Annotated in this window: 22 protein-coding genes; 5 read left to right on the top strand and 17 right to left on the bottom strand. The window is 56.8% G+C overall.

The features are described 5' to 3' along the window. Positions 1-4 precede the first annotated feature (4 nt). Complete coding sequence (dksA, locus tag ENH71_RS15585) at positions 5-451, bottom strand: RNA polymerase-binding protein DksA (RefSeq protein ID WP_294131063.1); 447 nt, start codon at positions 449-451, stop codon at positions 5-7. Between the two features lie 318 nt (positions 452-769). Here dksA and ENH71_RS15580 point away from each other — a divergent pair, with 318 nt between their 5' ends. Continuing rightward, positions 770-1,984, top strand: a complete 1,215-nt coding sequence (locus ENH71_RS15580; protein WP_294131065.1) for an aminotransferase class I/II-fold pyridoxal phosphate-dependent enzyme — start codon at positions 770-772, stop codon at positions 1,982-1,984. A gap of 12 nt (positions 1,985-1,996) precedes the next feature. Here ENH71_RS15580 and ENH71_RS15575 read toward each other — a convergent pair whose 3' ends face one another. Genes ENH71_RS15575 through ENH71_RS15565 form a run of 3 tightly spaced genes read right to left on the bottom strand, consistent with a single transcriptional unit; the run spans position 1,997 to position 5,019 of the window. After that, positions 1,997-2,341 carry a Rieske (2Fe-2S) protein gene (locus tag ENH71_RS15575; RefSeq protein ID WP_294131067.1) on the bottom strand — a complete coding sequence of 115 codons (345 nt, stop codon included), beginning with the start codon at positions 2,339-2,341 and terminating at the stop codon, positions 1,997-1,999. Positions 2,342-2,364: 23 nt separating this feature from the next. Beyond that, positions 2,365-3,603 carry a cystathionine gamma-synthase family protein gene (locus tag ENH71_RS15570; protein ID WP_294131070.1) on the bottom strand — a complete coding sequence of 413 codons (1,239 nt, stop codon included), beginning with the start codon at positions 3,601-3,603 and terminating at the stop codon, positions 2,365-2,367. Positions 3,604-3,660: 57 nt separating this feature from the next. Beyond that, entirely contained in the window at positions 3,661-5,019 is a 1,359-nt protein-coding gene (locus ENH71_RS15565) for a hypothetical protein (protein ID WP_294131073.1), read from the bottom strand. Positions 5,020-5,239: 220 nt separating this feature from the next. Between ENH71_RS15565 and ENH71_RS15560 the strand changes: the two genes are divergently transcribed. Then, positions 5,240-5,857: a hypothetical protein gene (locus tag ENH71_RS15560; protein WP_294131075.1), complete on the top strand. Its 618-nt coding sequence runs from the start codon at positions 5,240-5,242 to the stop codon at positions 5,855-5,857. 60 nt (positions 5,858-5,917) lie between these two features. Here the strand turns inward: ENH71_RS15560 and ENH71_RS15555 are convergent, their stop codons facing one another. Further along, complete coding sequence (locus tag ENH71_RS15555; protein WP_294131079.1) at positions 5,918-6,535, bottom strand: hypothetical protein; 618 nt, start codon at positions 6,533-6,535, stop codon at positions 5,918-5,920. Positions 6,536-6,679: 144 nt separating this feature from the next. On the opposite strand from ENH71_RS15555, the gene apbC reads away from it, so the two are divergent. Continuing rightward, the gene (gene apbC / locus ENH71_RS15550; RefSeq protein ID WP_317622353.1) at positions 6,680-7,528 is read left to right on the top strand and encodes an iron-sulfur cluster carrier protein ApbC; all 849 of its coding nucleotides are present in this window, start codon (positions 6,680-6,682) and stop codon (positions 7,526-7,528) included. Between the two features lies 1 nt (position 7,529). On the opposite strand, the gene ENH71_RS15545 is transcribed toward apbC, so the two are convergent. From ENH71_RS15545 to ENH71_RS15530, 4 genes are all read right to left on the bottom strand, one after another. Then, on the bottom strand, positions 7,530-9,203 hold the full coding sequence (locus tag ENH71_RS15545) for a sodium:solute symporter family protein (RefSeq protein ID WP_294131082.1): 1,674 nt from the start codon (positions 9,201-9,203) through the stop codon (positions 7,530-7,532). After that, positions 9,200-9,523: a DUF4212 domain-containing protein gene (locus ENH71_RS15540; protein WP_317622354.1), complete on the bottom strand. Its 324-nt coding sequence runs from the start codon at positions 9,521-9,523 to the stop codon at positions 9,200-9,202. Before ENH71_RS15540 ends, ENH71_RS15545 begins: the two co-directional genes overlap by 4 nt. A gap of 75 nt (positions 9,524-9,598) precedes the next feature. After that, entirely contained in the window at positions 9,599-10,639 is a 1,041-nt protein-coding gene (locus ENH71_RS15535; RefSeq protein ID WP_294131088.1) for a phosphotransferase family protein, read from the bottom strand. Positions 10,640-10,685: 46 nt separating this feature from the next. Further along, the gene (locus ENH71_RS15530; RefSeq protein ID WP_294131091.1) at positions 10,686-11,381 is read right to left on the bottom strand and encodes a histidine phosphatase family protein; all 696 of its coding nucleotides are present in this window, start codon (positions 11,379-11,381) and stop codon (positions 10,686-10,688) included. Between the two features lie 158 nt (positions 11,382-11,539). On the opposite strand from ENH71_RS15530, the gene ENH71_RS15525 reads away from it, so the two are divergent. Next, entirely contained in the window at positions 11,540-12,427 is an 888-nt protein-coding gene (locus ENH71_RS15525; RefSeq protein ID WP_294131180.1) for a LysR family transcriptional regulator, read from the top strand. Positions 12,428-12,442: 15 nt separating this feature from the next. After that, complete coding sequence (locus ENH71_RS15520; RefSeq protein WP_294131094.1) at positions 12,443-14,596, top strand: prolyl oligopeptidase family serine peptidase; 2,154 nt, start codon at positions 12,443-12,445, stop codon at positions 14,594-14,596. A gap of 43 nt (positions 14,597-14,639) precedes the next feature. Here ENH71_RS15520 and yjgA read toward each other — a convergent pair whose 3' ends face one another. The 8 genes from yjgA to lptC all read right to left on the bottom strand — a co-directional run bounded on the left by yjgA (position 14,640) and on the right by lptC (position 20,658). Then, positions 14,640-15,206 carry a ribosome biogenesis factor YjgA gene (yjgA, locus tag ENH71_RS15515; RefSeq protein WP_294131097.1) on the bottom strand — a complete coding sequence of 189 codons (567 nt, stop codon included), beginning with the start codon at positions 15,204-15,206 and terminating at the stop codon, positions 14,640-14,642. 16 nt (positions 15,207-15,222) lie between these two features. Next, positions 15,223-15,489: an HPr family phosphocarrier protein gene (locus ENH71_RS15510; protein ID WP_294131101.1), complete on the bottom strand. Its 267-nt coding sequence runs from the start codon at positions 15,487-15,489 to the stop codon at positions 15,223-15,225. Further along, a complete protein-coding gene (rapZ, locus tag ENH71_RS15505; RefSeq protein WP_294131103.1) occupies positions 15,486-16,364 on the bottom strand; it encodes an RNase adapter RapZ in 879 nt (292 codons plus the stop codon). The genes ENH71_RS15510 and rapZ overlap by 4 nt, the downstream gene beginning before the upstream one ends. 92 nt (positions 16,365-16,456) lie before the next feature. After that, complete coding sequence (ptsN, locus tag ENH71_RS15500; protein ID WP_294131105.1) at positions 16,457-16,924, bottom strand: PTS IIA-like nitrogen regulatory protein PtsN; 468 nt, start codon at positions 16,922-16,924, stop codon at positions 16,457-16,459. Between the two features lie 80 nt (positions 16,925-17,004). Continuing rightward, the gene (locus tag ENH71_RS15495; protein WP_294131107.1) at positions 17,005-18,549 is read right to left on the bottom strand and encodes an RNA polymerase factor sigma-54; all 1,545 of its coding nucleotides are present in this window, start codon (positions 18,547-18,549) and stop codon (positions 17,005-17,007) included. A 198-nt stretch (positions 18,550-18,747) separates the two neighbouring features. Further along, entirely contained in the window at positions 18,748-19,473 is a 726-nt protein-coding gene (gene lptB, locus ENH71_RS15490; RefSeq protein ID WP_294131109.1) for an LPS export ABC transporter ATP-binding protein, read from the bottom strand. After that, the gene (locus ENH71_RS15485; protein WP_294131111.1) at positions 19,473-20,081 is read right to left on the bottom strand and encodes an LptA/OstA family protein; all 609 of its coding nucleotides are present in this window, start codon (positions 20,079-20,081) and stop codon (positions 19,473-19,475) included. The genes lptB and ENH71_RS15485 overlap by 1 nt, the downstream gene beginning before the upstream one ends. Continuing rightward, positions 20,068-20,658, bottom strand: coding sequence for an LPS export ABC transporter periplasmic protein LptC (lptC, locus tag ENH71_RS15480; RefSeq protein WP_294131114.1), 591 nt, complete (start codon positions 20,656-20,658; stop codon positions 20,068-20,070). Before lptC ends, ENH71_RS15485 begins: the two co-directional genes overlap by 14 nt. Between the last annotated feature and the right edge of the window lie 46 nt (positions 20,659-20,704).

The following is a 20,704-nucleotide window of genomic DNA, read 5'->3' as shown; positions in this document are numbered from 1 at the left end:
AGGATCAGGCGCCCCACTGCTTCTCGCGAATTTCGTCCAGCGTTTTGCAGTCAATGCACTTGTCTGCTGTTGGACGGGCTTCAAGGCGACGAATGCCGATTTCGATACCACAGGACTCACAGAATCCGTAATCGTCCTGGGCTATTTTTTCGATCGTGGAGTCGATTTTTTTGATCAGTTTGCGTTCACGATCGCGGGTCCGCAGCTCCAGACTAAATTCTTCTTCCTGGGTGGCACGATCGGCCGGGTCGGGGTAATTGGCCGCGTCATCCTGCAAATGATGGACTGTACGGTCGACCTCTTCCATTAACTGATTGCGCCACTGGCGCAGAATCATCTTGAAATGTTCTCTCTGGTTCTCGTTCATGTACTCCTCTCCCTTTTTGACTTTATAGGGAGTGAAGTTCTTTAATACCGACGAGCTGACAACAGGTGTTTCTTTCTTGGACATGGTGAACCAGGCCTCATACCCTCGCGGGTTTTCCAGAATTCTGACACTTTGTCCCTGATACCGGCATGCCGGTAAAAGGATCCGGCGGGCAGAGCAGGGTGATCAGAATTGTACTCTCAACAGTAGCGCGATCCTGCGCGCTTGCCAACAGAAGTATAGCCGAATCGGGCACTACACACTCCGGTGCAGGCGGGTCCAATACGGCAAGCGCAGAAGGCTACCAGATTATTAGCGCGCAGGCTACAAAAAATGCTATGTTCGCCGCTCCTGGGAACGCCCTTGCTATTCACGGCCGACGGGGCATTATGCAGACCAATTATGTCAGTTATAAAACGCATGTCAGATTTCACTCCGGTTGCAGCAGACAGAGCCCGGCTGGTTAACCCGTTTCGCGTCATGGATGTCCTTGAACGTGCCCGACAGCTCGAGACGGCTGGTGGCGATATCGTGCACCTTGAGGTCGGAGAACCGGATTTTGCCACGGCGCCGCAAATTGTCACGGCCGGTGTCAAGGCGCTGCAGGGTGGCCATACGGCCTATACACCGGCGGCGGGGCTACCGGCCTTGCGTGAGCGCATCGCTGAATTTTATGCCGGTCATCACGGCGTTACTGTTGATCCGTCCCGTATTCTGGTGACCCCCGGTGCCAGCGGCGCACTGGTGCTGGCGTCCAACCTGTTGCTGAATTCAGGTGATACGGTACTGATGCCGGACCCTTCCTATCCCTGCAATCGGAACTATGTGCATCTGGTTGGTGCCAGGGCCGCATTGATTCCGCCGGCTTCTCCGGGTCGGCCGGCGCCCTCACTGGCTCAGCTCGATAGCGCCTATAACCCTACTGTCAAAGGTCTGTGGCTGGCATCACCTGCCAATCCGACCGGTGCCGTGATTCATGAAACGGAGATGCAGGCGCTCAGCGATTGGGCGGCAAAACGTCGCGTGCACCTGCTCATGGACGAGATTTACCAGGGCCTGGATTATGCAGAGAACCCGTCAGCCACACGCGCCATGGGTAACCTGCCGTCAGCCCTGAAATGCAATCCGGAAAACCTGGTGGTAAACAGCTTCTCGAAATACTTTGGCATGACCGGTTGGCGTGTTGGCTGGCTGGTCGTGCCTCAGGCGCTGGCAGCGACGGCCAATATTTTGGCGCAGAATCTGTTTATCGCCGCGCCCACGCCGGCACAGCACGCCGCTTTGCGGGCATTTGATGACGACGTCATTGCCGTGCTGGAACAGCGTCGGGACGCTTTTCGGCAGCGTCGTGACTTTCTCTGTGACGCCCTGCGGTCGATCGGGTTTTCCTTGCCCTGGCAGGCCGATGGTGCGTTTTACTGCTACGCGGGCATTGAGCGCTTCGCCGATGACAGCGAGGCGTTTTGCCGCATGTTACTGGAGGAACACGGGGTTGCGGTGACACCGGGCACCGATTTCGGTGACCATGACGCCAACAGCTATGTCCGCTTCGCCTTCACCAGCGCCATGCCAAGACTTGAGCTGGCGGTGCAGCGACTGCAGCGGGCGCTTGATTAAGCCTGATCCTGTTCAGATTCTGCCAAGCAGGGCGACATCATTTTCGTTGACCATGATAAAACCGTTGCCGCTTTCATGGGGGATGGTTTTCAGAGACTTGCCCCGGCACGGACCGGAAATGCACTGGCCGTCCTCAACCACAAACAGTGCGCCATGGGTGGCGCACTGAATGAAGTTGCCGTCCGGATCCATGAACTGGTCTTCCAGCCATTCCAGCGGCGTGCCCAGGTGCGGGCAGTAGTTATAATAGACGTAGACCCGGCCGTCCTTTTTTACTGCGAACAGGTATTTGCCAGTGACTTCGAAGCCTTTGGCCCGGCCTTCCTCGATCTCGTTCTGGTGACACAGGGTAATCATTGCTTTGTTTGTCCCCCCGATACTCAGGCCAGCGCCTGACTGAAGTCATGCAACAGGTCATCAATGTCTTCGATGCCGACTGACAGCCGGATCATGTTGTCGCCAATACCCATGGAAGCCCGACGCTCGGCTCCCATTTCGAAAAATATGGTGTGGGCAACCGGAATCGCCAGTGTCCGGGTATCGCCCAGATTGCTGGAAGCGATAACGCACTGCAGTCTGTTCAGGAAGTCAAAACAGTCAATGTCGTGCGCCAGATCGATGCTCATGATGGAGCCGGTCTTTTTGAAGAGAGACCTGGCGCGCTCATGTTGCGGGTGATGTGACAGTCCCGGGTAATACACCTTCCGGATGCGTGGGTGGCTATCGCAGAACTCGGCCAGTTTCTGTGCATTGTCGCATGCCCGGTCCATACGCAGGGGCAGGGTCTCGGAGCCAACCGCCAGATGGTGGGCAGCTTCCGGACCCAATGTCGCGCCGAAATCCCGCAGACCCTTTTTACGCACCTGGGTAGTACCCCAGAGCTTAACGTCGCCCTTGCGATAGGTGTCAAAAATGTTGTCGTACCGACTCCAGTCGAACAGGCCGGTATCGGTAAGCATGCCACCCAGAGCATTGCCATGGCCGCCAATGGTCTTGGTCAGCGAGTTGATAACAAAACTGGCGCCGACGCTGACCGGGCGGAACAGCCAGGGTGAGGTCATGGTGTTGTCGACCAGATAGATCAGGCCGTGTTGCTGGCAAAGCTGACCAATGCCTGCCAGGTCGGCAACCTGAGTAACCGGGTTGGCGATGGTTTCGGTGAAGACCAGGCGGGTGTTGCCCTGAATGGCAGCTGCAACTGCATCGGCCGAGGTGGTATCAACAAAGCTGACTTCGATGCCAAAATTGCGGAACGAGTTGAAGAGACTGTTGGTGTTGCCGAACAGGAATGCACTGGCAATCATGTGATCACCGGCGCGCAGTAAAGCGAACAGTGTGGATCCGATGGCAGCCATGCCGGTGGCAAACGCGGTGCTGGTGATGCCCTGCTCCATTTTGGTAATGCGCGTCTGCAGTGCGTTGACGGTAGGGTTCTGTTGGCGTCCGTAGTTGTATCCGGCCATTTTGCCCTGAAACACCGCGGCCAGGTCGCGGGCATCGTCATAGGTGTATGCCACCGAGGTATGGATGGGTTTGTGCAACACGCCGTGCTCGGGTTTGTCGGCGCGGTCGGCGTGCAAGTTGCGGGTGATAAACCCCTGGTCGTTGTCGTTGTTCATCTGCTTTGATTTTCCTGAGGAACTGTCGCAACAGGTCCGGCACTGGGCGTTAAAAATTTAGGGTGTCGACGGTTCTGGCGCAGCGTACAGTGGCAGTTCAGCGACCTTTGCTTCAATGCTGCGCAATCGTGCCAGGTAGGTCGGGCTGTTACGGTCGCGATAGCGTTCGATAAAAGCCTCTTCCGTCATCCCGTCACCTTCAGTGTCCGGCGCTGGCATGTACCCGGATTCGGCGCTGACATCGCGCAGTCGTAATTGTAGCGCACGCGCCTGCGCTTCGGTCCGCGTGGCCGTCTCGCCCAGGGCCAGGCCGGCGACATTTGCGGTCATGTCACTGAAGCTGAAACCGCTTGTGTAGCGGGCATCATACACTTCTTTGCTGTTGGCCAGTACTTCGGCTATGCCAGCACCGGCCGATGCGGCTATGGCCGCAGCACTGGTAAAATGCCGCCCCAGATCCTGGCGTTGATACAGTGTCACGCGCAAGGCCGGAGGTGAAAAAACACTGTCATCAGGAATGCCATCAAGCAACTCGCCAATGCTCAGGTTGTTAACGTACAGGGACAGCGCCTGCAACAGGCTGCGGTTTTCCGCTATCGCACTGCTGTCTGCCGAGCGCTCACTGGCGCGGGCAAACAGGTCCGGCAGAAAAGCCTGCATTGACACCGTACGCCCCTGTTGTGCTACCTCGCGGGCGATGTCGCCGATATAGATGTAGTAACTTAACAGGCGCTGACGATCATCCTCGCTCATGAAAATTTGTCGCGCCTGAGCGCGCAGCTGCTCCAGCGCCTCGGGTTTCCATTGCAGGGTCAGGTGCAGCAGGTCGTCACGGAGTTCGACTGAACTGATGCCATGGCGCAATTCAGCCAGCTCCTGACTCGCGACGCTGGCAGTCTCAAGTCGGTCACCCACCAGGTTTTCGGCACCACGCATGATGCGGCGGGGCACCGGCAGAAAGCCGGCATGCAGTGATATCAGTCGCGCCCGACCCTGATCCTGCGCGAAACGTGCATGAAGATTCAGGTACAGCGTCAGCGGTCCGAGCTGTTGCGGAATACTCACCCACGCCTGCGCGGTATCGTCCTCCAGACTGAAGCGGGCCGTGACATCCTGAGTCCGGGGCACGTTGGCCATGACAAAGGCGGTCAACAGGTTCAGCTCTCCGGCGTCCAGGCTTAGCTGGCGCTCGCCCCGGCTGCTGAACCGGACAGGACTATTGTCAACGATGATTTGTTCGATCCGGCGGATATCGGTGCTCGACAGCGCTGCCGATGCCGGTACTGCCGGGCGCAAGCTGACCGTGCTCAGGGCAAGCAACAGCACCGCTAACAGGGTCAGCGCCAACAGCCATACCAGCAGGCGTCGGATGCGTGGTATCCGAATGTGCGGTTGCCGGTTACGTAGGTCCGTCATATAGCAAGGCCTGAAGGTCTGGCGGAAGTTGGCAGTCGGTGCCAAAGGTCAGCTTAAGAGAGGTCGATTATAAAGTAATTGGCGGTGAATTTTCAGTGTCAGTGCCGGTTCGGGCCAGGAAATCGATGGTTTTGCCACGATTCGTCGTGTGGCACTGGTCAGCGTGACCTCACTCATTATAAAGTAAGCGTTGGATTCAATGATTTTCAAGGGTAGGCTGATGAATAACTCCTTAATTAGACCAATACGCTTCAGTGGCCTGGTGCTGCTGCTGGCGCTGTCTGCTTGTGCAGGACAGCGGGCCGAACAGGAGGCGCTACTGGCGCAGCAGGAAGCCGCAGTGGCTGAAGCCAGGGCCATGGCAGAGCGCGCGCAACAGGCCGAAGCAGCCAGACTGGCAGCTGAGGAATCAGAGCGTGAAATGCGGGAGGAGCTTGCGCGGGTGGAAAGAGAGCGCGCTGAGCTGGCTGAGGCTCGCGCGGAGGCCGAACGTGAAGCAGCCGCCCGGGCGCGACAGGCAGCAGCACTGCAAAGCCAGCAGGAAGCTGCGGAGCGAGCACGCATGCAACGTGAGCAGGCAGAGCGCATCGCGGCGCTGGAACAGCAGATTGCCGATGCGGATGCGCGTATTCAGCGGCGGGAGCAGGCCAATGCGAAACTGGCGGAAGCCATCACTGCAGCCGAGGAGCTTTTGCAGATGCTGGCCAGCGAACAACTCAAATATGAAAATCTGGACGCGCAGGGGCAGACTGTTGAGCCTTTGCAAAAATCGCTGATTTCCGAGCTCGAGACGCGCAAGAATACGCTGGTTCGGGAGGCGCGGCAGTTGGGCAACTGACGCCGGCGGTGCGGTCAGCATTACTCAGCCTGCCCATCTCAATCAAGACGAAATGCAACGTCAGTCCAGTGGCAGGCGTTCGAAGTGATACATCAGCCACTGATTTTGCGAGCGCTCAGTGCCGTCTTCAGGGTTGTACCAGACGGTCTGAACGTTGCGGACACACTGATATATGCGAAAAGAGCGTGTGTTTTCGATGATCAGTCCGCGGACAGACGGGTTGAGTGTGTAGTTGGAGATTTCAACCAGTTTCCAGTCATCTTCCATGGTGCGGTTAACGCAGTCATTGCCGGACAACAGATCCTGGTAGGGTAACTCGACTTCAGCCCACGCCTGCGCCGGCACGACCATGTCCAGTTGCAGTTTTGCGTCAGTCTGCGTACCGGTCTCGTCCCGAAACAGGATGCTCTCCAGCTTAATGGCTGACTCACTTTGGTTCTGTGCCACAACACGCAAGCCGGCGTTGCTGTTAAGATGCCAGGCGGCGGAATAGATCGCATATTTAACCGGACTTTCAAAGCGCTCCTGAGCTGCTGTCAACGGGTCGATGGATTGCGCCAGTGTGGTTAATGGTGCGAACAGGCAGCCCAGTAATCCCAGCCCGGCCAGACGCCAGGACGTGCTGCTGGCGACAGGCGCCAATCTTGTCAGCAGGTTCGGGATACGATATTCAGACATGATGTGGGGATCCATTAATGCAGTCAGGATTATCAAGACCTTAATAGAACATGGATTAAGGCCCGAGATCAAGTTTCAATTGTTCAGCATGGCTGCTTTCAGGTTGGCCTGGCCGGGCGGCTAACGACGCTCCACAAGACCGGATTGATAGTTATCAGGAGTTCAGACAACGTGGATAATTTGTCCCGAATCAAGCACATCATTTGTATCGCTTCCGGCAAAGGCGGTGTTGGCAAATCAACAACCGCTGTCAATCTTGCGGTGGCGTTGCAGCAGCAGGGCTTCAAGGTGGGGCTGCTGGATGCGGATATCTACGGCCCCAGTCAGCCGATGATGCTGGGCGTAGGTGCCGGCACCCGGCCGGAGATTATTGACAAGAAATACATGCAGCCGATTATGGCTTGTGGTCTGGAAACCAACTCCATGGGATACCTGGTTGATGGCAGTACAGCGATGGTGTGGCGAGCGCCGATGATTGTGGGCGCATTCAATCAGATGTTGAAATTCACCCTGTGGTCAGAACTGGATTATCTGCTGATTGACATGCCACCGGGAACCGGGGATATACAGCTTAGCCTGACGCAGTCGGTCAGTCTGACCGGTGCCGTCATCGTGACCACACCTCAGGATGTGGCGCTGCTGGATGCCCGCAAGGGCATTGAAATGTTTCGCAAGGTCAATGTGCCATTGCTGGGTGTGGTGGAAAATATGGGGGTACACATATGTTCACAGTGTGGGCATGCAGAGGCCATTTTCGGCGAGGGCGGTGGCGAACAACTGGCAAACGATTACGGTGTCTATGTGATCGGCTCCCTGCCGCTGGATCTCTCCATACGTGAGCATACCGATGCCGGCAGACCCATTCTGTTGTCTCAGCCCGATGGCGCCGTGGCCAGCGCGTATCATGCGTTGGCCCGCCGTCTGGTCGCCAATGTGGCCGAGTTGGAGGCTGCCAGGGTTTCCGCACCGACCATCAGTGTTAGCGATGACTGACTCAGTTAGGCAGGCGAATTTCCTCAACCATGTCCTGTACGTCTTGTGGCGGTGCCGGGTAAAAACGATTGACCGTCAGCGCAACCACGGTATTAACGAAGGTGCCCAGGGTGCCAATACCTTCAGGTGAAATGCCAAACCACCAGTGTTCGGCGTTGCTGGTTTCCGGCGCAATGAACTTGAAGTAGACAATGTACGCCGCGGTGAAGAAGAAACCTGCCAGCATGCCAGAGATGGCACCCTGCCGGTTCATGCGCCGATAGAAGATGCCCAGCACAATAGCAGGGAAGAATGACGCGGCGGCAAGGCCGAAGGCGAAGGCAACCACTTCAGCGACAAAGCCGGGTGGATTGATGCCAAAATAGCCGGCAATCAGGATGGCGACGAAAATGGACAGCCGCGCGTACAGAAGCTCCTGCTTTTCGGTGATGCCCGGCATCAGACTGCGTTTGAGCAGGTCGTGGGACACCGCCGTCGATATCACCAGTAACAAACCGGCCGCGGTGGATAAAGCGGCCGCGAGAGCGCCGGCGGCCACCAGCGCCACCACCCAGTTGGGCAGACCGGCAATTTCAGGGTTGGCCAACACCATAATGTCCCGGTTCACTGTCAACTCGTTGACCGCCGGATCACCCGAATACTGCACCATGCCGTCATCGTTGCGGTCGTCAAACTGGATCAGCTGGGTTGTTTCCCAGGTGCCGAACCAGCCTGGCAGCTCTTCATAGGTGGCGTTATCCACGGTATTCAGCAAATTGGTTTTGGCAAACGCTGCCACTGCCGGTGCCGTGGTATACAGGATGGCAATAAAAACCAGGGCATAGGCTGCTGATTTGCGTGCATCGCGCACACTGGGCACGGTGAAGAAACGGATGATGACATGGGGCAGGCCGGCAGTACCAAACATCAGCGCCGCGGTGATGAAAAACACATCCTGAGTCGGTCGCAGGCCTTCCGTGTAGGCCGCAAAACCCAGATCCAGACTCAGATTGTCGAGCCGGTCCAGCAGGTAGCCGCCGCCGTATTCCGGGGTGAGTTCAGAGCCAAAACCAAGCTGCGGAATGGGGTTGCCGGTCATCATCAATGAGATAAAAATGGCCGGTACCAGGTAGGCAAAGATGAGCACACAGTACTGGGCCACCTGAGTATAGGTAATGCCTTTCATGCCACCCATGACCGCGTAGAAAAAAACGATGGTCATGCCGATGATGACGCCGGTGGTGATGTCGACTTCCAGGAAGCGGGAAAAAACGATGCCTGCTCCCTGCATTTGTCCACAAACATAAACGAACGATACAGAAATGGCGCAGAAAATAGCGACCAGTCGGGCACTGTTGGAATAGTAACGATCGCCGATGAAATCCGGTACGGTAAATTTACCAAATTTTCGCAGGTAGGGGGCCAGCAACAAGGCCAGTAAGACATAACCGCCGGTCCAGCCCATCAGATAAAAAGCACCATCACGGCCCAGAAAGGAGATCAGTCCGGCCATTGAGATGAATGAGGCGGCAGACATCCAGTCGGCGGCAGTTGCCATGCCGTTGGCGAGCGGGTGGACGCCGCCGCCGGCGACATAGAAGTCATTGGTGGAGCCGGCCCGCGACCAGATGGCGATGCCGATATAAAGACTGAAGGAAAGGAAAACAAATATGTAGGTCCAGATCTGAACACTCATGCCTGTCCCTCCGGCGGGTGTTTCTGATCCGCGTTGTTACTGTCGCTGTCGATGTGGTTTCCGGTCTTTTTGTTTCGTGTGTACTGGGCATCAAGCCGGTCCATCAAAACCAGGTACACCAGAATCAGGATGACAAAAACATAAATGGAGCCCTGCTGGGCGATCCAGAAACCAAGTTTGAAGCCGGCGAAACGGAAGTTATCGAGAAAGTCTGCCAGCAGTATGCCGCAGACAAATGAAATGAAGAACCAGATGCTCATCAGGATGGTCAGTATCCTGACATTGGCTTTCCAGTATGCTCGTGCGTGTTCGTCGCGCATGCCTTACCCTCGGTTTTTATTGGTTTTTTTCGATATTAGCACTAATCACAGAGAGTGCATAGCAGAGCGGTGCAGCTATTCTTCCAGCGTTGTCCTGAGCCCCTGCGCCGCCAGTGGCGCGACCAGACGCCCCATGCGAATAGCCTTGTCACTGGATGCATTGCCGTCCAGGCCGCGCTTGTATACTCCCTGCAAAATGGCAGCCAGCCGGAAAAAGCTGAATGCCAGATAGAACGTCCAGTGTTCTGGAGCTTCAATTCCGCGTGCCGTGCAGTAGTGCCTGATGATGGTGTTTTCGTCAGGAATATTGAGCGCTGTCAGATCCTCTCCCATGAGGCCTTTTATTTCACCATTGCGCGGCAGGCGCAGGGCCATGCAGTAATAGGCCAGATCTGCCATGGGGTGCCCCAGTGTTGCCAGCTCCCAGTCCAGCACCGCGCGTATTCTGGCTTCACCGCGATAGAAGATGACATTGTCCAGCCGGTAGTCCCCATGAATAATGCTGCATTGGCCGTCGTCCTCCGGCAGGTGAGCCTGTAGCCACTGAATCAGTGCATCCATTTGCGGCAGCTCAGAGGTTGCGGAGGCCTGGTATTGCTTGGCCCAGCGCGACAGCTGGCGCTCGTAGTAATTGCCCGGTCGTCCGAAGTCGCCCAGGCCCACTGCGTGGTAATCCACGCGGTGCAGCCGGGCCAGCGATTCCACCAGTGCCTGGTAGTATGTCGGACGCTCTGCCGCCGTCACTTCCGGCAAAGCGGGGTCCCAAAGGATGTCGCCGTCCTCATAACTCATCAGGTAGAACATGCTGCCAATAACGTTGTTGTCTTCGCACAGGGCGATGGGTGTGGGCACCGCCACGTCCGTGTGCTGCAGAGCGCTGATCAGTCTGAATTCGCGATCCACGGCGTGCGCGGAAGCCAGTAGCTCGCCGGCCGGTTTGCGGCGCAGCACGTATTTGTTGTAACCCAGGTCGAGCAGAAAGCTCGGGTTCGATTGTCCGGCGGCAAATTTCTCCAGATGGAAGTGGCCGGTGTAATCCGGCAACGTTTGTGCCAGCCATGTATGCAACGCCGTATTTTGCTGTTCGCTGTTTGTGCTGCTTTGATGTGATGACATAATCAGGTTGGCTCTTCTTGATGGTGATTGCTTGGCAGGTCTGCGGTTATGTGTAGCTAAGGGCGTTGAGGCGTTCCGGTCTCTGCAGGTGCGCCAGAGAGTTAAAGCCCGCCAGTTGAAATCCGCGCTGGTTGTAGAACAGGTGATGCACGCCGGTATTGCGAGTTTGCATGTTCAGGTTTATCAGTGTGTCGACACCGCAGTGCAGCACCTGGCTTAACGCCATGGCCATGGCGCCGCCCGAGCTGACCGCAAGCACCGTTTCGTCCTTTTCCCGGGCAACAAGTTGCTGCAGCGCGTGATGAACCCGGTCGTGAAACTGTTCCCAGGTTTCCAGCGTCGGGTTGTCCGACGCCTGACCCGCTGCATGCAGCTCGCCGCGTGACCAGGCTGTCATGGCTTTGCGCAGCATCTGGAAAAATTCCCGCCCCCCGTTGTCTGTCCCCGGCAGTGGAATATCGCTGAACCGGCAATAAATGGCGGCCAGGCCATGAAAGTCAAATTCATTAAAACCGGCATCAATATTCAGTGGCAGGTCCTGATCATTGCCGGCCAGAATGGCTTGCGCGGTCTGCTGCTGCCGCGAAAGACTGCCGGAAACAACCCGGTCAAACCGAATACCCAGTTCCCGACAATGTTCGCCCAGCCACTGGGCTTGCTGATAACCCAACGGTGAAAGCTGATCGTAATTGGCGGCGCCAAAGGAGGCCTGGCCGTGCCGCACGAGGTAGAGCTGACTCATATAAAAATTTCCGGCTATTGATTTGTATTATCCAGTATTTTAGCTATTATTCATGAAACAAATAGGACATGGAAGAAAACGTCATTGGAAAACACATCTGTGTTGACTCTCGCCATGAAATTTACAGAAACAACGTCTTGGGCGAAAGGTAGGCCGTTCTGAAGAAAATCGATCTCAATCTTTTTCTGGTCTTCGATACCATCTATACCGAGCGTAATCTGACGCAGGCGGCTAAATCGCTGGCAATTACGCAACCGGCGGTTAGCAATGCGCTGTCGCGACTGCGACGTGTGTTCAACGATGAATTGTTTGTGCGGACCTCAAAAGGCATGCTGCCAACACCGGTCGCTGATGGCATTGCGCAAAATGTGTCGGCGGCCCTGGGGCTGTTGAACGCCAGCGTACTGGAGCGTGAGGAGTTCAGCCCGGATTCGGCAGACCGGACCTATCATTTCAGCATGACAGATCTCGCCGAAGCGATCATTTTGCCGCGGCTGTTTCCGTTCTTCGAAATCAATGCGCCCCACCTGGTGCTGCAGAGTTATTACACCAAGCGCCATGAGCTGGTCCGTCACCTGTCGCGGGGAGAGCTGGACTTTGCCATTGATGTGCCGCTGATTGAGGACACGCAGGTGTCGCATCAGTCACTGATCAGTGATCACTACGTTTGTGCCATGCGTCCAGGACATCCGCTGGCCGACCAGGAGTTGACTCTGGAGGCGTATCTGAACTTGCGCCACATTCATGTATCCAGCCGTCGTAAAGGTCTGGGTCAAGTGGATATGGCCTTGCTCAAACATAAAGCCGAACGCCGAATTCAATTACGGGTGCAGCACTATCGGGTAGCAGCGGAGGTGGTCAGTGGCACTGATCAGGTGTTGACGGTGCCGCGCTTTCTGGCGTCCCAGTATAATCTGACGTTGCGACCGCTGCCGTTTGAAGTGCCGCCGTTGGATCTGCATTTATACTGGCATCGACAATCCGACAGCGACCCTTCTCATCGCTGGTTACGGGAAAGTCTGCTGGCCTTGTTCAAAGCCGGTTAGGTGCGGTCGGTGCGCATGCGAATCCGGGGCCGCCTGTTGTTGATGCTGATGCTGGGTTTGCTGGCAGGCTGCACGCATGCTCCGGTCACGGTAACCGACACTGATCCGCACCGCTGGCTGGAGTCGCCGGCGAGCAGTCCCCGGGTGCAAGCCTGGCTTCAGCAACAGGCGCAGTCTACGCAAAACTGGCAACAGCAACAGCCGAACTATCACCGGTTCCGGGAACAGCTGCATGCCGCGTGGGATCACCCCAAATGGATGGTCGCCGCCATTCAGCGTGATCAGGTATTCTTTTATTTCAACCCGGGTCTTGAGGACCACTATAGCTTGTATCAGCAGTCGTATCCGGCGTTCATTGCAGACCGTGCCCGTGGTCTGGCGCCGGTTGGCCGCGCGCGGCGATTGCTGGGCAACGATACTTTTGCCGACAACACCAATCCGGGTGCCATTTCGATCAGTCCGGATGCGCAGTGGCTGGCCTATCAGGTCAACCGGTGGATGCCGTCCGGCAACCAGCAAAGTCTGTGGTATCTGCAGTCGTTAGCAGACACGACTGCAGCGCCGCTGTTGTTGAGTGTTGAGCATAAGGTATGGACCCTGCCGGCGGAGCAACTGGCATGGGGGCGTGATAGTGGCCGTGTGTTTTTCACGGTATCGGCACCCCCGGTTACGGGTCCGATGGCAGCGCCAGATACCCTCACCGGGTCTGACTGGCAGTCCCGGGTGTATGCCTGGCGGGTCAATGGGTCCATACCAGCTGCCGAGCTGATCTACCTCGAGGCGGCCTCGCGTCATATTGAACAATTGCATGTCAGTGACAGCGGCTTACTGATTGCAGTGGCTGATCAAGCGTCCGGTGTCGGCGACAGCAACACCCGCCGCTGGGCTGTTATCGAGCCGGACAAGGCAACAATTGATGCGCCGGCGCGGGCAAGCCGACTGTCTCTGCAACCGACCCGTACAGCCGATCGCCATGCCGCACAATTTGTCGGCGACATCGGTGGTGTGCCTGCATTCCTTGCCCGGGGTGTGCGCGGTACTGGTGCCATCATGCTGGCTGATACTCGGCAGTCGCGGACCCTGATCCCCGAGTCGGAAGTCCCTCTGCTGTCTGCATTGGTGCTTGGTGAGAAATTGGTGCTGGAGTATCTGGTGCATGGCAGTTCAACGTTGCAAGTCGTTGATCTTGATGGCCGCTCCGCCGGCGACAATGATGCGCTGGTCCTGCCGGCGCCGGTGAGGATCGAAGCCTTGCGGGCAGCCGGTGAGCATGAGTTACTGGTGTCCTTCAGCGGTATGCTGACGCCGCCGCGAAGCGTGCTTGTTGATCTGCGCAATGGTCAGCAAACAATCCTTACCAGCGACCAGCCAGATGTGCCATTGAGTGACCTGCGTGCTTCTCTGTTTCGGGTGGACACCCGTGATGGCGTCCGGGTTCCGGTCTGGGTGACCAGTTCGGGTGCTATGCGCGGCGGTGATGACGACCTCATGTTACTGGAGGTTTACGGAGGATTTGCCTCGCCCATGGAAACCTCGTTCTCGATCAGTCGCCTGGTATGGGTAGCCAACGGCGGCGCTCTCGCCATCGCCGGGCCCCGGGGCGGCGGCGACTACGGCGCGAGCTGGCATGTGGACGGCAGTGGCGAGCGCAGAGTTAACAGTATTGCTGATGTGTTGGCGGTAGCGGGCTGGTTGCGCGATGAGCGACTGACTGACAATGGCAGGCTGGCCGTCAGTGGCCGCAGCCATGGCGGACTGCTGGCGGCCGAAGTTGTGCTTCGGGCCCCGGACCTGTTCTCCGCCCTGGTAACGGACGCGGCCGTGTTCGATTTGATGCGACTTGACGCTCTGGGTGGGGCCGGGTTCTGGCAGCAGGAATATCACGGTGCAACATCGTCGCCGTATCAAATGTTGCTATCAGCTGAGCCCGGGCCTGACGCGCATCCACCTGCGTTGCTGGTTACGCGCGCCAATGACACGGTGGTCGCACCGGCGCACAGTTTCAAGTATGTGCAGGCATTGCAGGCAAAGTTGTCATCCGCGCCGGCCGACGCGCTGCTGGCAGTAACGCCGGGCCGGGGTCATGGTAGCAGTGAGCGCGTGGCAGACATGATTGACGATTATGCGCTGCGCTGGACGTTTCTGAGCAGGACCGGAGTCAAGGACTGAGTGCCTGGACTGAGTGGAGAGGGCTGAGTGGAGAGGGCGCGAATCAGTCAATACAGGTCTTGATGTAATCGAGCAGCCGCCGGCGCTGGATCTTTGCCGCCTCGCTGGTTTTTTCTTCCTCGACTTCGCTGGCTGTGGTGGCTACCTGGCTGTATCGACGCAGCAGTTGCCGCAGGGTCTGCCGTTCGGCGCTGGGCCAGGTTTCGATAAAAGCCTGGATTTCATCTTCACCGCCGTCGAGCAGGCGGGTGCCCCAATGTTCGATATCCTGGCCCCTGCGGATCTCCTGGCGATCCGGTGTGCGTAACTTTTCCAGTGCCGCGCGAATGCTTTCGTGGTCACTGCCGCGCATCAGTTTGCCGATGAACTGTAGCTGGCGCCGCTTGGCTTCGTTGCGGTTAGGCAGGCGCTGATACTCGCGCAAGGCGCCCAGCAAAGGTTCGGGAACATCTATCTGTTCCAGCTGTTTTTTGTTGAGGCTCAACAGGTCTTCACCCATTTTCTGCAGCTCGGTCATGCGCTTCTTGCGCTGGGTTTTGCTTTCCTCGCCGTCTTCAGCGTTGTCGTCATGTCCGGACTGTTCATCCAGGTTCAACCGGTTATCTTTCATGTCAGTGCCTGTACCTTTATTCGCCTTCTTCAAAGCGGTTGTCTACCAGTTCCTGTATCGCGCGCAGCGCCTCGGACTCATCGTTGCCATCGACAACGATAGTAAGCACAGTGCCTTTGCTGGCCGCCAGCATCATCAATGACAGAATGCTTTTGCCATCGACCAGTTTTTCAGTACCTATTCGAACACTGCTGTCGAACTGGGATGCGGTTCCGACCAGCCGTGCGGCGGCACGCGCATGCAATCCTGCTTTGTTGCAAATCGTGATAGTGGATTCGATCATGGCTGACGGGAAGCCTCCTTGCGTGCGAGTTCCCGGTGCATGACCTGCAGATTACTGATGCGGCCCGAAAACGCCTTTTTAAGTTGTTCACACAAATACACAGACCTGTGTTGTCCACCGGTGCAGCCAATAGCGACAGTCAGATAGCTGCGATTGCTGCGCTCTATCCGGGGCAGCCATTTTTCCAGAAACTGGAATATGTCAGTCTGCATGGCGATGACGTCGTCCTGGGTCGACAAATACTGACTGACCTGTTCGTCAAGTCCGTTTAATGGGCGCAGCGCCGGGTCCCAATAAGGATTCGGCAGGCTGCGGGCATCAAACACAAAATCGGCATCAATGGGCACGCCATTCTTGAAGCCGAACGATTCAAACATCAGAGCCAGCGAGCTGTCCTTTTTCTCTACCACACGAGCACGTACCGTGGCGCGCAGTTCATGAACTGACATGGTGCTGGTGTCAATCGACAGGCCTGCCAGTGCCGCGATGGGCTCGAGCATCTCGCGCTCTTTGTTGATTGCCTCGCGCAACCCGATGGTCTCAGTGGTTAACGGATGTTTGCGTCTGCTCTCACTGAAGCGCTTGATCAGCGTCGGGCTGTTGGCATCAAGGAAGATAATTTCCGTATCTATTTTCGACGTCTGTAACTCAACAATTATCTGCGGTACCTTTTTCAGGTCATCAGGGATGTTGCGCGCGTCAATGCTGACTGCGACCCAGGGCAATGCCACCGTTTCCGTAGAGATTCGGCTGATAAACGCCGGCAACAGGCTGGCTGGCAAATTGTCGATACAATAATAGCCATGATCTTCCAGCATGTTGAGCGCGGTGCTTTTGCCGGAACCGGAGCGGCCGCTAACGATCAGGAGTCTCACAATTGCCCGCCTGTCTCAGTTGAGTCTGGGTATCAGTCTGTTTTTCCCGGAGCAGATATGCCGGTACGGATGGTGCCGATTAAAGCCTGTTATCAGCTTTCTGTCTGTTCGCTGAACCGGATGGCGGTCTGGTAAAGCTCATTGCTGCTGCCGGCGTCACGCAGAGCCTGGCAAAATGCCTCCTGATGGAACAGTCGCGCCAGCCCGCTCAGGACGCGCAGGTGTTCATCGGTTTCCTCTGCCGGCACGATCAGCACGAACAGCAAATCGACCTGCTGCGAATCGATGGCGTCAAAGTCGATACCTTCGTCCAGCTTGACCAGTGTGCCTATGATCTGCGTGCATTCCTGCACGCGGCAGTGCGGGATGGCAATGCCATTGCCGATGCCGGTGCTGCCCAATTGTTCGCGCGCCAGCAGGGCTGTATAGATCGCGTCCGCTGACAGGCTGCCGGTACTCGTCGCAATATGCTCACTGATTGTAGTCAGAAAGCGTTTTTTGCTGACCCCGGGCATATCACAGACGGTGCGTTCGGGGCTAAGAATTTTGCTCAGTTGCATCAGGTTTTCCTAATCTTCCGATGGCTGCCATTCTAGAACCTTGGCTGGTCGCTGGCAATGCGTCAACGTTAAGTCTGGCGCTATACCAGTCGTTTTCGTTCGTTGGAAGGCGGTATTGATAACGACTCCCGGTATTTGGCGATGGTGCGTCGGGCGACATTGATTCCCTGCTCTTCCAGCAATTGTGTGATCTTGCTGTCGCTTAGCGGCTTGCGGGGGTTCTCCGCGATCACCAGTTTTTTGATCAGGGCGCGGATGGCGGTGGAGGAACACTCGCCGCCACCGGCTGTGCTGACGTGACTGGAGAAGAAATATTTCAGCTCGAAGATACCACGCGGAGTGTGCATGTACTTCTGTGTGGTCACCCGCGAGATCGTGGATTCATGCATTTCCACGGCTTCGGCGATGTCGTGCAGGACCAGTGGTTTCATCGCCTCTTCACCTTGCTCCAGGAAGCCCTGCTGGTGCTCGACGATACGGCTGGATACTTTAAGCAAGGTCTCGTTGCGACTTTGCAGGCTCTTCAGGAACCAGCGCGCTTCCTGCAGATTGTCGCGCAGGTAGTTGTTATCGGAGCTGTTTTCAGAACGTTTGACCAGCGCCGCGTAATCCGCGTTGATACGCAGCTTGGGCGCTGTTTCGGGGTTCAGTTCCACGCGCCAGCGCCCGCTGCGAGGGTCCTTGCTGACAAAGACGTCCGGCACAATATAGGTGGCGGAGGAGGGCGCGATATCGGCGCCAGGACGCGGGTCAAGCTTCTCAATAAGGGCTATGGCATCGCGCAAATCCGGCTCTTTCAGTCGGGTCAGGCGCATGACCTGGGCATAGTCGCGATTGCCCAGCAGCGGCAGGTGGTCCCTGACCAGAATGCGGGCATGGCGCACGGCGTCGGTGACCATCGAATCAGGGACCTGATTGAGTTGTATCAGCAGGCACTCGGACAAGTCCCGCGCAGCCACGCCGACCGGGTCAAAGTGCTGGATCCGGTGCAGTACCGCGAGCACCTCGTCTTCTTCTATCTCCAGGTGTTCCTGCAAGCCTTCCAGAATGGACTCCAGGCTGGCGGACAATTGGCCGTTGGCAGCAACTGCATCGATGATGGCCATGGCGATCAGTCGGTCGGTATCCGACATCGTGGTCAGGTTCAGCTGCCAGAGCAGGTGATCCTGCAGCGTTTCTGACGCCGCGTCACGTGATTCGAAATCGTCGTTATCGGGGCCAGGGCTGCCGCTGGTGTAGCTGTTCTGGTAGATGTCATCCCAGTTGGTGTCAACGGTCAGTTGTTCCGGGATGTTGTCTTCCCAATGTGACTCGTCGCCGCTGGCTTCGTAGGAGGCGTCAGCCGACGACTGCTCTGCGAAGGTGTCGCGAACCTCGTCGGGGCCAGTGTTGTCCTTGCCTCCGTCGGATTGCGAATTCGACTCGCCGGTGTCGTTTTCGAAGCGGGTGTCGGTGCTGTCGGCGTCATGGGATTCATCAACCTCCAGCATGGGGTTGGATTCCAGTGCCTGATGAATTTCCTGTTGAAGATCCAGAGTGGATAGCTGCAGAAGCCGGATTGCCTGCTGCAGCTGGGGAGTCATGGTCAGCTGTTGACCAAGCTTTAGCTGTAGCGAAATTTTCATGGCATCCAATACATCTTTGTTGCTCGTAGGTCGCGAAACCGGTTGTCGATGAGCCGCTTTGGTGGCGGTGGTCTATAGCGCTCTGGTCATGCGCGCTAAGCAAGCATCATGCCGATATGTGGCACATTTTGCAATATTTTTACCAGGAAAAATTCGGCTGTCGCCGGCATCGGTTGCGCACGAAAGGAAAGAGCCCGCTCAAATCCGGAATTTTTCGCCCAGATAGACGTCGCGTACTGTTTGGTTGGACAGAATCTGCTCGGAGTTACCTTCGGCTATGATGCAACCTTCGCTGACAATATAGGCTTTCTCACAGATGTCCAGCGTTTCCCTGACGTTGTGATCCGTCAGCAAAACACCGATACCACGCATTTTCAGATGCTCAATGATGGATTTGATATCACTGACGGAAATCGGGTCGACGCCGGCAAACGGTTCATCAAGTAGTATGAAGCGCGGGTCATTGGCCAGTGCCCTGGCAATTTCAGTGCGGCGGCGTTCGCCGCCTGACAGGCTCATGCCTTTGTTGTGGCGTATGTGGGTGATATGGAACTCCTGGAGCAGACTTTCCATCTTGTCATGACGTTGTGCCGGTTCCAGATCCTTACGGGTCTGCAGAATAGCCATGATATTGTCTTCAACGCTGAGGTTGCGAAAAATCGACGAGTCCTGTGGCAGGTAGCCCACACCCAGTCGGGCGCGCGAATAAATCGGCAGGCCGGAAAGCTCGGTATCGTTGAGCTGTATCGTGCCGGCATCGGCCTTCACCAGGCCGACGATCATGTAAAAGCAGGTCGTTTTGCCTGCGCCATTGGGGCCCAGCAGACCAACGATCTGGCCGCTGTTGACGCTTATGGACACGTCACGAACCACTTGCCGACCTTTATATGATTTGGCCAGGTGTCTGGCTGCCAGAGTATCCATCAGTTCTCGCTGTCGTTCGGCACCGCGCTGGCGTCCGGTTGTGATACGGGTTGCTCTGCCTGTGCTGTGGGTGCCAACAGGCCGCTGCACGGGCCCGGCGAGTCAGTGGCGCCGGTTTCGATGATATGTTTGATCTGTGTGCATTCGAACGCAGTGCGGCCGCGGTTGAAGCTGGCGCTGCCAATGAATTCGACGACGGACAGCAAGGTCTCGTTGACCGTCTGGTAATAATACACGATAGCGTCGCTGTGGCCGGTGATGACGTCTGCACTGACTTCCGCATCTCTTGAGAAAAGTGCCGGGTCACCCTCTACAGTGATCCTGATCAGGTCGCCGGTGACAATATCCTGCTCGAGACGGGCGGTGTCACCAATGATCTCGATCAGGCCCTGGCGGAAGTGGACATTGTCACGAAACGTCGCGATGCGGGTATTGCCTGAGGTTTCTATGCTGCTGGCGCCGTCCGCGTCAATGGTCAGCACGTCGTCATCACTGGCTGACTGAGCTTCAGACAGGGGCTGCGTGTGAGCCGGGGAAACAAGGCACAGCATCAGCGCGATGGCGGCGCCCGCCAGTGATGTCTGACCTGTCAGCTTAATTGTCAACACGATAGTAGCGGCCCTGTATGTCGGATAAAAAAGTAATGGTGTCTACACTGAGGTCGGCATGCATGCCCTGAGACGTCTGCTCCAGGCCCTTGCCGGTAACTCTGACGCGGGCGTCGGTAAACATGGTTTGTGTCGGTGGCTCCACTGTCAGTCGGTTGCTGGTCAGGCGCACATTGCTGTTGTCCTCACTGCGATGCAGGATCTGCACGGCATCCGTCAGATTCAGCTCCAGAATGTCACCTCCGCTGGTGGCCCGAATTCTGCCTGAAGCGGCGGAGATATTCCAGCGTTCCCGGTTCCCCTCAAACATTTGCATAACCGGTGCGGTCAGCTCGGTTACCTGTCCGGGGAAGACTCTCTGCTGGCTGGCAGACAGGGTATAAGCCATCTGCCCGTTGGCATCATAGATGACGCTGCGAATACCACGACCAAAACCTTCATAGCCGGTTTCCGGGTTCAGCTCAGTGCTGACACCGGCCTCTTCGACGGGCGATACGCCTGTGCGCTCGGTCAGCAACCAGGCAATCAGAATGGCCGGAATCAGTGCCAGTAACCATCGGTATCTCAATCGTTTCATGTCTGCTCTGCGGTGCCAGTTGGATTCAGGTTATCAATCGTGCGCT

Source organism: Pseudohongiella sp., from assembly GCF_011050365.1.
Classification (GTDB): Bacteria; Pseudomonadota; Gammaproteobacteria; order Pseudomonadales; family Pseudohongiellaceae; genus Pseudohongiella.
Note: the sequence above shows the minus strand (reverse complement) of the source record. Positions and strands in the feature narration are given on the sequence as shown.